The sequence below is a fragment of the Cylindrospermopsis sp. CR12 genome, from assembly GCF_001432185.1.
Classification (GTDB): Bacteria; Cyanobacteriota; Cyanobacteriia; order Cyanobacteriales; family Nostocaceae; genus Raphidiopsis; species Raphidiopsis raciborskii.
On record NZ_LMVE01000021.1, the window covers coordinates 132,871 to 144,545 of the forward strand.

An 11,675-nucleotide genomic window follows, 5' to 3' on the forward strand; every position below is an offset into this window, starting at 1 on the left:
AGTTATGGTTAGATTAATCTCTTTACTTAAAGTGATTGTAACCTCCTTTGGTGAGAACGACCAGATTAAATGGGTTTACAAAAACTTCATGTTTGTTACTTGTTCATAAAACAATTGCATCAATATGCGCCGTTTGATTATCTATGGTCTAATTTTTACACTTTCTTGCTTAGTAATTATCTGGTGGCCAGTCAATGATTCTAATTGCAGTCCCATAACCCTGGCAAAATTAAAAAAGGCTAATTTTCAGGTCACAGCTACTAAAGTTAGTGTTCAACCTTGGTTGGGTCAACATCATATATATGGAATATTTCAAGTCCCTGCTTCATACAAAGAAAGTCAGTTTTTTATGTTATCTATTCCCGGAGGTCGTCAGTACTGCGCCCGTCCTTTTGGATACAGTGAAAATTATGATGATGTATTCGCCGAACCGGGAAATATTTTAATCAGATACTATGTACCTACTCGTATGGGCATAAAAATGATTTTTCAAGGGCTATTTTTTGAGCTAAACAATCCTCAAAACTGGAGCTTGACCTTTCCCACAACAATCTCTAAGGAATAGTCGACCATACCAAGTTTTACAGCTTGTCTTTTGACAAAATCACCAACCTGATTACAACATACCGGTTATTACCCAACAACTCTTTTAATTATGTTGGACTTAGTGCTAATTACTATGCTGGGTTTTTTGGGAAGCTTTGGTCACTGCATTGGCATGTGTGGACCTTTAGCAGTGGCTTTTTCTTTTTCTTACCCGGAGAAAACTCAATCCTGGCAACGACAACTACAATTTCATATTCTCTTAAATTTAGGTAGAGTACTTAGCTATGCTCTAGTTGGTACTGCTATAGGCACACTTGGTTCCGCATTGGTACAAGGTGGACAATTAGGAGGAGTTGGTAGTGATTTACGCAGATGGATAGCAATAATTACTGGAATGATGTTAATCTGGTTAGGATTAGCACAGGTTAAACCACATTTAATACCTAAAATTCCCATATTCCACCCTTTGCTACAAAATAGTTTACATAATCGGTTAAGTGCTGTAATGGTAAATTTATCATTACATACAAAATGGTGGACACCAGCACTTTTAGGTATGACCTGGGGCCTAATGCCCTGTGGTTTTTTATATGCTGCTCAAATTAAAGCAGCAGCTACAGGAAATGGATGGCATGGGGCAATAACTATGTTGGCATTTGGTTTGGGTACTCTACCAACTATGTTAGGAGTAAGTATTTCCACTTCCCTAATGAGTAAAGATCAACGTAGTCAACTATTTCGCATGGGGGGGTGGGTAAGTATGATTATTGGTATAATTACCATATCCCGCACAGGGGAAACTATGGTTGATTATAGTGGTTATGCTGCCCTAATTTGCTTAATTTTGGCTTTAATCGCCCGTCCCACACGTGTTCTATTGCCAGCTCTTATACGTTATCGTCGAGGATTGGGTGTGGGAGCATTTCTGCTATCATTAGTACATACAATTCATAAATTAGAACACTTGTTAGCATGGAATTTATCAGCTGTTTGGTTTTTACCAGTGGAATTTCAGTGGGGAATGGGTGCAGGTGTTTTGGCTTTAATTTTTATGACTCCTGCTGCTTTTACAAGTTTTGACTTTATGCAAAAGTCTCTAGGTCCAAACTGGCGTCGAATCCATCTTTTGACGATTCCAGCTTTGATATTGACTGCTATTCATGCAGTTTTGATTGGTTCTACCTATTTAGGAGCTTTAAAGTTAACTATCTTTAATCAGATAGCAACCTTATTATTAATGTTCATTATACTCGCGGTTTTAATGATGCGATCGCCCTTAATTTGGTCAATTTTTAAGTTAAAAGAATTTTATACTCCTTTAAAGCAGAAAAAATAATGGACATTTACTGATATGTTAATTAAACCAAATAAATACAGGCATAAAGTAATATTCTACTTGTTGTTTATACTAATAACAGCAACATTCACCAATATAGTTAATGCTCACACAGTGAAAATATCAAATGATATAGGAGCTACTCTTCACATTGAACCTAAGGATCGGGCCCGTGCAGGTGAAATTACACCAGTATGGTTTGCTTTAACTCAAAAAGGTGGTAAAACCGTGCCTTTAAAAGACTGTAATTGTCACTTAGCTATTTATGCCCAACCACATACACCCGGGGAACCCGCCCTGGTTGAACCACCCTTAAAACCTATGAATGCGGAAAGATATGAGGGTATACCAGGAGCGGAAATTACATTTCCTAAACCAGGAGTTTATGAACTGCAACTCACGGGAAAACCAAGGACAGGAGAGAATTGGCAACCCTTTGAGTTAAAATTCGAGGTGATAGTAGCCACGGGGAATCCAACAGTAGCACAGGGACTAGAAAATACAGCCCATAAAAGCGGTCAGTCATCAAAAGGTTTAGACCTAGTTAAACCGGTGCTTATAGGGGCAATTATACTTTCATCAATAGGGATTATAGTTTTTTTGGTAAACCTATAATGGTAAACCTATAATGTAGATGTTGAGTTTAATGTCTCATTCTCTTAAATAACCTTCCCTTTCTCTGTTAGCTACTTCTACTATTACTCTATTTGTTTCTAAATCTGCTTCTTTAAAGTCTTGAGCTTTTAATAGGTTTTCTAATTTTGTGTATCTGTTCATTTTTGCCACTCCATTTTGTTCGAGAGTATAAGATGTAAATTGAGAAATGGGTAGGCGATCTCGCGTAGCGAGATCGCCTGAACGCCAGATGAGAGGTAAAAGCTTTGCAAGATACGGGGAATGAATTCCCTGTCCCCTGGAAAAATTGGCTATTGCCATGGGGAGATTGAATAGGACTATTAACGAGTATTTAACTTGCTGAAGTTAACTTAGTTAACACCTCGTTAGAACGTTCAACAAAGGACTTCATCCCCTCTGCATCAAATCCCTTTTGAGACATCAACGCTAAATCATAAACGTGCTGACAAATCATTTTCACCAATTTTCCTGTTGGTGATTCACCACCGTCTTGAATAATAGTGCCTTGGTTCAAGCTAACCAGGTTTTGAATCAAAGGATGGGCCGTATTCACCAACAAAATGTGATCTTCAGGAAAATCGGCATTTTGTTGTTGCATCATGGCATTCATTTCCCGCAGACGACGAAGAATTTCTGGTAATAACACTACTGCTGGTGGTGTCCCTTGAGGATCATCGGATTTCAATGCTTCAGTCCGAATATTTACCTTGGGTTTGTTAAGGGATTTCTCAAATAACTCCTTGATGGTTTCACTCTTGGTTTTCTGTGTTGTCGGGTCTACAATTTCCCCCGATTTATCATCTAATAATGTGTTATCTAGGTCAGAATCTACCCTGGTAAATTTAACATCCTGATATTCCCTTTCTAGAAAATTAATAAAGTGAGTATCAATGAATGAGTCCATAAATAGAACTTCTAAACCTTGATTTTTGTGTAGTTCTATATATGTAGCTTGGCTAGCTTCATCAGTGCTATAAAATACCTTATTTTCCTGACGCTCTTTGTTCCGCTCCAGATACTCCTTCAGGGTGGTGTAGGGCAAAGTATTGGTGTTGCTCTTGTTGACATCTTGCCAAATATCACTCTCCGCTGACTGCACCTCAACTGTTGGTTCATGTGCAGGACTTTCCGTGAGTTTAGCAGTAGTTCGGAAAACAAGTATATCTTCCACTTGTTTTTTAAATTTCTCGTCATTGAGAACTCCAAACTTAACAAAAGTCCCTAAATCCTTCCAAGCTTTGATATATTGTTCCCGATCGCTCCTATAGAGTTCCTTTAGCCTATCACCTACCTTTTTAGCGATATAATCTCCTATTTTCCTCACCGTGCGATCGCCTTGCAATGCACTACGAGAAACGTTCAAAGGAATATCTGTACTATCAATAACACCCCGCATAGGAATCAAAAATTGGGGGATGATTTCATCACAATTATCACTGACGAAAACTTGATTACAGAACAACTTAGTTTGTCCCTTGGTTACATCCACATCAGGACGCATTTTAGGGAAATACAAAATTCCATTAATAATAAATGGATAATCTGTATTCAAATGAACCCACAATAAAGGTTCTTCCTGAAAGGGATAAAGGTAGCGATAAAACTCCAAATAATCTTCCTGGGTCAAAGTGCTGGGAGATTCTCGCCAAGGTGCTTTTTGTTTATTTAAAACCTCCCCATCCAGTTTTATGGGAACTGGCATAAAATCACAGTAGGTTTTAACCAAGTTTTTAATTCTAGCTGTCTCTAAATAATCTTCTTCATCGGGCATTAACGTTAAAGTAATCGTTGTACCACGAATATTGCGAGAAGATTCATCTAAGGTAAATTCCGGTGAACCATCACAACTCCAATGTACTGCTTGTGAACCCTCTTTGTAAGAAAGGGTATCTATCTCAACCTTTTTGGCAACCATAAAGGAGGAATAGAAGCCTAAACCAAAGTGACCAATAATTGGTTGATCCGCTTTTCCTTCATACTTATGAATAAACTCTTCTGCGCTAGAAAAAGCTACTTGGTTAATATATTTTTTTACTTCCTCCCCAGTCATCCCAATACCATTATCGGAGATAGAAAGGGTTTTCTTCTCCTTGTCAATGGCAATGGTAATTTCCGGTTCCCCTATATCTCCACCATATTCCCCAGCACGGGAGACCATTTTGATTTTTTGGATCGCATCCACTGCGTTAGATATGAGTTCGCGCAGGAATATCTGATGATCGGAATAGAGAGATTTCTTGATAATGGGGAAAATATTCTCAGTGTGTATACTGATAGTACCTTGTTCTAGCATGGTTATCTGTTTGACTGTTTAAAGGTAATTATGATAATTCATTTTGGACTAGAGAAGTCTTTTCCTGGGTAGGGAACTCCTCTAAATTATAATTCGGATTACACTACCATCTGGAAGTGAGGTTATTTTAAATCTAGTAAACCCTCCTCTTTCAACTTGGGGTTAAAGCGAATTTGAGTTTTTAACCCTCTTGCTGTCAACAGTTCTAATATTTCTGACTCTACTCGACGTGATACATTCTTTAACACTTTAGTCTTAGCTAAATCATCAATTAATGGATTGTGATAATTCTCTTTTTCTGTATCAGTCATTAGCTCTTGGACATTAATGGCATTAGTCCATATTTGTTTATGCTCACCATTACCCGGTGGTAAACTACCATTTTGGGCAATCCAACTATTTTCAATCTCCGATAGAATTTTTCGGTCAGGACGTTCAATAGTGTGGACTTTTAACCAATAACATTTATGGGGTTGACGAACTAAATGTTGCTTACAACTGAGATAAACATCACGAGAATAACCAATGAATTGCAAAATTTTTTCCTGATTAAAAATTGCGTAAACCCCTATCTTACCTTCAAGTTGTATAGGTAATTCACCACCATGGTCAATATAATCAATAAACTCTAAATTTTCTAGGTTGGAATTCATATTACTCTAGGGATGGAAAAACAAAAGGGGAAATGATTCCCCCAAATGGTTAAACATCAATGATTACAGATCTACATCTATATCAAAATCATCTTCATCCTCGTCTTCATAATCATCCTCGTCTTCATCTTCATCTACACCCGTAATTACTTCATCAGTAATTAGATCCTCATCTTCATCCTCTAAAGCCGTACTATGGTTACTACCATAGGTATTATCATGATCGTAGCTATCATCATAAGTCCCATCCAGTCCAGAGTTATCTAAACTATACAGCTTAGCGGTTCGGTCATCTAAAACCATATCTAATGGATCATCCACCTCATCTAATACACTCGTAGCCACATCTGTACCATAGTCCTCAATTGCTCCTACCTCTTCATAAGTATTATAACCAGTACCAGCGGGAATCAATCTTCCTATGATAACGTTCTCTTTTAGTCCTCTTAACCAGTCAGATTTACCCTCAATTGCTGCTTCTGTCAACACCCTTGTGGTTTCTTGGAAGGAGGCTGCAGAAATAAAACTATCTGTATTCAATGATGCTTTAGTTATACCCAATAATACCGGTGTGTACTGGGATCTAGCGCCCCCGGTAATTGACATGGCCTCATTTACCTGCTCTACCTGTTTTAATTCAACTAGTTCTCCAGGTAACATAATGGTGTCACCACCATCATCAATGCGCACTTTGTTAGTCATTTGTCGGACTATGACTTCAATGTGTTTGTCTGCGATGTCAATTCCCTGAGACTGGTATACCATTTGTACTTCATTCACTAAAAAGCTTTGCACTTTTTGTAGAGCATGACTAGCACAAGCGTAAAGTCCATCCTCAGATCCTAAACTGAAGAAGATTTCTAAAATTTCATGGGGGTTAGAAGGTCCATCAGTTAATGGTTGACCAGCTTCCACCATCGCACCATCGGGAACGATTAAATTCTGTCCTGGTCCTAAAGGATAATCTATGACCACACCATCAGATTCTACAACTTTGACTGAATATGCTTCCCGACTGACTAGGTTTTCATCCCCTTCCCCATAAACTACTTTTACTTCCCCAGAACGACGGGATAAAATACATGCTTCTTTGGGTTTACGAGCTTCCAATAATTCTTCAATTCTTGGCAACCCTTGGATAATATCTCCTGTTTTTGCGCGTTCAAACACCAATAGAACTAAATTATCTCCCCTTTGTACCAATCCGCCGTCTTCTATTTGTAAGACTGCTCCTGGACTAACCCGATAGGGACGACCCATGCGAATTTTCAAGGAGTATGCTGCTTCTACAAGTTGTTCTTGTTGATTGTTGTTGGGGGGTAATTGATGACTAATATCCACCAGCTGTCCAGAAACAGGAGCTGTTACTCCTGGAGCAATTTCTGTGCCTTGTACCAATAGATCTCCCTTTTTCACAGTGGGTGGAAGATTAGTCTTAACGATAATCATATCGGTATCTCTGAGGATAAGACAGCGTCGAACCGTTTCTGCGCCCGGTCGTACCCCTCGTATGATTCCTCCCTCCTTAGACAGGATCTGAGTTCTTGCTACTACGGATCCAGGTGGAATGGTAATACCATCTTCCACCTCTAAAGTAGTATGAGTGCTACCTTGGGTGGCATCAGCTGCCATATCTCGCCTGAGTGCCAGAGACTCTAAAATCACTAACTGCAGGCGTTGAATTTCAGAGTTTTCACTATCAGGGACTAATTCAATATCTGCTGCTAAAGGAGAAGCATGGTCTTGCTCTCCCTCCTGTTCAATCTCTAATACTAGTTGGGTTCTGAGTAATTCAACTCCATCTATAGCTTTTACTCGCTCCCCATCTTTGTATGGCAACCTCTGTACTGCTCTTAATTGTATAGATCTTCCAGTTTGTTGACTAACGGAAGTAGTGGAAGGCAAATCGGGGTGGGATGAGACCTCAAACTCCACCACGGGACGACTCAAAAGAGCTGGTCCTTCGGGAGACTCCACATATTGAATGTAACGCATTTCCGTTACAGTAGTTCCTAGTAACTCCTCTCCGGGGTGAACAAAGGTATTATCTCTCCCCAGCACTGCTTCTGGATCATCTACCATCAAAAGTTCGCCGGGTTTAATGACTATTTCCCGCAGAATGTCGTTTTTCTGTGTAATTTCCACCACTCCACTGGTTTGACAGAATATATCTTTAACTACTTCTGTGCTTGCTTCCACAAATTGTCCATCTTCTACTAACAGTAGAGAAATATCCTTATTAACCTCGTGGGTTTCTTCAGGTATCCACAACAAGGTTCCTCCACTTACTACCTCATAACCGAGTTTAGCTTTGCCTTTTTTCTGGACTTCAATTCCGGCAAATTTCAACATTCCTCCCGTGGTAGTGCGATACCTATCGTCAATCAATTCAGCTACAACTTGACCATTTTGTACTTTGGTTCCGGGTGTGGCCCTGAGATTAAATGTTTGGGATTGGAAAGATCCCTCACTCTCTTTGGAGATTTCCTCCTGGTGTCTTGGACCAGTATGAATCAAATAATTATTTTTACCTTGGGAACTATGAACTGTGACTGTTGCTTGGTCTAAAATTACGGAAGCTGTAATGATTTCAATTTCTCTGGTGGGACGACCAGGAATGGGTTCAGGTAGGCGGACCACTCCTCCGTGTACGGTATTGAGTCTAGTCTCCCCCAACACCCCATTGGCAGTAATTTTATCTCCATTTTTGACCACCAATTCTGCACCGGGGAGTAAATTATAAACTTCTCCCGACAAAATCCAAATCAAACCACCTCTTGTTGCTGTTGTGGTGGTGTTTCCCTGACGGTCAGTTTTTTGTTCCGCTAAAACATCAGAAAACACTACTTCACCCGCTAAGTCAGAAGCTACATCTTTTACTGCTTTTTCTGTATTAGCTTTAGTTGTTTTACCCCCTAGAGCTACTTCGGCCAGCAATTCGGACACCTCTACCTTTTGACCCGGGACAATATACAGTGTGGAACCCTGGGTCACAGAAATTTCTTGATGCTCCTGGGTGGTACTTTCTAGGATCAAATTGCCGTTGGTTTCAGCATATAAAGCATCTTCTCCATGACGAGTCCGATAGGGGCGGGTCTTTAAGCTGCGGGAAAATTTGATTGTTCCTGGGATTTTGGCTCTCACCTGTTGGGCAACTTCTCCTGTAAATACCCCACCAGTGTGGAAGGTCCGCATGGTTAATTGAGTTCCGGGTTCCCCAATACTTTGAGCTGCAATAATTCCCACTGCTTCGCCCAAATCCACCATTTTCGCGTAGGCTAGGCTCCACCCGTAACAATGTTGACATACGGAACGGGCAGCTTCACAGGTTAATGGTGATCTTACTAATACTTCTTTTACTCCCGCTTTGTGAATTTCCGCTGCTAGTTCATCAGAAATTGGTGTATTTCGGGCTGCCAGAATCTCCCCAGTTGTAGGATTAATAACATCTTTAGCTACAACCCTCCCTACTAGTCTTGTCCCTAAGGGAATTAATACTTTTGCCCCTTCTGTCATGTCCCGTACGGGTACACCTCTTAGGGTTCCACAGTCTACCTCCCTAATAATCACGTCTTGGGAAACATCCACTAACCGTCGGGTTAAATAACCTGAGTCAGCGGTTCGTAGTGCTGTGTCTACTAATCCCTTTCTCGCACCATAACTGGAGATAATGTACTCGGTAACTGTTAGTCCTTCCCGAAAATTGGTCTTAATTGGCAAGTCAATAATTTCTCCCTGGGGATCTGCCATTAGTCCGCGCATTCCCACTAGTTGTCGCACTTGGGATATGTTTCCTCTGGCTCCGGAAAAGGCCATCATATAAACTGAATTAAGAGGATTTGTAGTTTTAAAGTGATTAACTACTTCGTCTTTGAGATTTTCAGAGGTACTATTCCATGTATCAATTACTTTTTGGAAACGCTCTACCTCCGTAATTTCACCACGCTTAAATTTCGCCTCTGTACTCAAGATTTCCGCCTCAGCTGCCTGTAAAAGGGACTTCTTAGAGGGAGGAACCATTAAATCGTCTACACTAATGGACACACCGGCTTTGGTCGCAAACCGGAATCCTAGGTCTTTTAGTTTATCGGCCATCACAGCTGTCCGGGCGGTACCATAGTGGGTAAATGCCCAGGAAATTAAGTTTCTTAATTGACCTTTGTTGACAACAAGGTTACGGAAAATCATTTTTTCTGTCATGGTGGGTTAAGAAATGGAGAATAGGACAAACTGGATGGATAATTAGCTGGCTAAAGCATCTTGAATTGCTTTGTTATAAATCACTCTGCCAGGAGTTGTATAAACATATTGGGAAATTAAATTCCCTTGGGCATCTTCTCGTACTCGACGAAATTTATACAAGAGAGTACGGCTACCATCTTCGTTTTCTGTAACTTCCAAGGGTTCGTTATCCGGTTGTCCTGTTTGCACATCGCCATCGAATCGAACATAAATATAGGCATGTAGTTCCACTTGATCTTGTTGATATGCCATGATTACATCATCTAGGGAGGCAAAGTATTTGCCTGCTCCCTTGGTAGCATTGGGGTTTTCAGCAGTGAGGTAATAGGCTCCCAAAACCATGTCTTGGCTGGGTGTGACGATGGGTCTACCCGTAGCAGGTGAAAGAATGTTGTTGGATGCTAACATTAACAGTCTTGCTTCCGCTTGGCTTTCTAAGGATAAGGGAACGTGAACAGCCATCTGATCTCCATCAAAGTCAGCATTGAATGCCGGACAAACAAGAGGATGTAACTGTATTGCTCTTCCTTCTACTAATATGGGTTCAAAGGCCTGAATTCCCAGTCTATGCAGCGTAGGGGCACGGTTTAGCATAACCGGATGTCCTTCTATGACTTCTTCCAAAACATCCCAAACAGTAGGGTCGTTACGAGAAATGAGTTTTTTGGCTGCTTTAATATTGTTAACTATTCCCGATCTAATTAAACGATTAATCACAAATGGCTGAAACAATTCTATGGCCATTTCCCTGGGGAGTCCACACTGGTGAATTTGCAATTTGGGACCAACTACAATAACCGAACGTCCTGAGTAGTCTACTCTTTTACCCAGGAGGTTTTGCCGAAATCGCCCCTGTTTACCTTCTATGATATCTGATAGGGATTTTAATGGACGGTTATTGGCTCCTACTACGGTGCGTCCTCTCCGACCATTGTCAATTAAAGCATCTACCGCTTCCTGTAACATGCGTTTTTCATTGCGGACAATGATTTCCGGGGCCAGGATTTCCTGTAGTCTAGCTAAACGATTATTGCGATTGATCACCCGACGGTAGAGGTCGTTTAAATCGCTGGTAGCAAATCTACCACCGTCTAGTTGTACCATGGGACGGAGATCGGGTGGAATGACTGGAATGGCTGACATCACCATCCATTCCGGTTGGGAACCAGTGGCAATGAAATTGTCAATTACCCGCAGACGTTTAATCAATTTAGCCCGTTTTTGTCCCTTTGCTGCTTCAATTTCCCCCCGCAGTTTTTCTGCTTCTTCTTCTAAATTAATACCTGATAATAAACGTAGTAAAGCCTCTGCACCAATTCCTACTTCTACCCCTACTAATTGAGAATCTTCACTATAAATCCTATCCTCAATTTCTAACCATTGGTCTTCTGTTAACAGTTGTTTATAAACGAGTGTGTCAGCATTACCAGGATCTAAAACTACATAGGAGTTAAAGTAGACGATTTGCTCAACATCTCGTAGGGGCATGTCTAGTAGTATGGCAATATAACTAGGAATGCCTTTGAGATACCAAACATGGGCTACAGGTGCTGCTAACTTAATGAAGCCCATTCTATGGCGGCGAACTCGTGATTCTGTTACCTCCACTCCACAGCGCTCACAGACAATACCTCTATGACGAACCCGTTTATATTTACCACAGTGACATTCCCAATCCTTAGCAGGGCCAAAGATCCGCTCACAAAATAAACCATCCATTTCTGGCTTGAGGGTGCGGTAGTTAATGGTTTCAGGTTTTGTCACCTCGCCAACCACCTGACCATTAGGTAAGGTACGTTCCCCCCAAGCGCGGATACGTTCTGGTGAAGCAATGCCAATTTTAACGTAATCAAATTGATTAGATTGAACGGAGCGCATAGTTAAGTAAATTTAGTTCTAGATTGTTCTAACGTTTGTGATTTATGAGATTTATATTTGCCAGGTCAAGTTAGTCCCCTTTCCCCATCTG

8 protein-coding genes are annotated in these 11,675 nt (G+C 40.7%); 3 read left to right on the forward strand and 5 right to left on the reverse strand.

The window, feature by feature from the left end:
- Window positions 1–124: 124 nt before the first annotated feature.
- From ASL19_RS02735 to ASL19_RS02745, 3 genes are all read left to right on the forward strand, one after another.
- Entirely contained in the window at window positions 125–565 is a 441-nt protein-coding gene (locus ASL19_RS02735) for a hypothetical protein (RefSeq protein WP_006277470.1), read from the forward strand.
- 90 nt (window positions 566–655) lie between these two features.
- Window positions 656–1,882, forward strand: coding sequence for a sulfite exporter TauE/SafE family protein (locus ASL19_RS02740; protein ID WP_057177191.1), 1,227 nt, complete (start codon window positions 656–658; stop codon window positions 1,880–1,882).
- 114 nt (window positions 1,883–1,996) lie between these two features.
- Entirely contained in the window at window positions 1,997–2,497 is a 501-nt protein-coding gene (locus tag ASL19_RS02745; protein ID WP_330935934.1) for a hypothetical protein, read from the forward strand.
- Window positions 2,498–2,533: 36 nt separating this feature from the next.
- On the opposite strand, the gene ASL19_RS18445 is transcribed toward ASL19_RS02745, so the two are convergent.
- From ASL19_RS18445 to ASL19_RS02770, 5 genes are all read right to left on the reverse strand, one after another.
- On the reverse strand, window positions 2,534–2,659 hold the full coding sequence (locus tag ASL19_RS18445) for a GUN4 domain-containing protein (RefSeq protein WP_235528911.1): 126 nt from the start codon (window positions 2,657–2,659) through the stop codon (window positions 2,534–2,536).
- Window positions 2,660–2,849: 190 nt separating this feature from the next.
- On the reverse strand, window positions 2,850–4,811 hold the full coding sequence (htpG, locus tag ASL19_RS02755) for a molecular chaperone HtpG (protein ID WP_057177194.1): 1,962 nt from the start codon (window positions 4,809–4,811) through the stop codon (window positions 2,850–2,852).
- 122 nt (window positions 4,812–4,933) lie between these two features.
- On the reverse strand, window positions 4,934–5,464 hold the full coding sequence (locus tag ASL19_RS02760; protein ID WP_006277465.1) for a GIY-YIG nuclease family protein: 531 nt from the start codon (window positions 5,462–5,464) through the stop codon (window positions 4,934–4,936).
- A 63-nt stretch (window positions 5,465–5,527) separates the two neighbouring features.
- The gene (locus tag ASL19_RS02765) at window positions 5,528–9,664 is read right to left on the reverse strand and encodes a DNA-directed RNA polymerase subunit beta' (protein ID WP_057177195.1); all 4,137 of its coding nucleotides are present in this window, start codon (window positions 9,662–9,664) and stop codon (window positions 5,528–5,530) included.
- 42 nt (window positions 9,665–9,706) lie between these two features.
- Window positions 9,707–11,584, reverse strand: a complete 1,878-nt coding sequence (locus ASL19_RS02770) for a DNA-directed RNA polymerase subunit gamma (RefSeq protein WP_057177196.1) — start codon at window positions 11,582–11,584, stop codon at window positions 9,707–9,709.
- Window positions 11,585–11,675 lie beyond the last annotated feature (91 nt).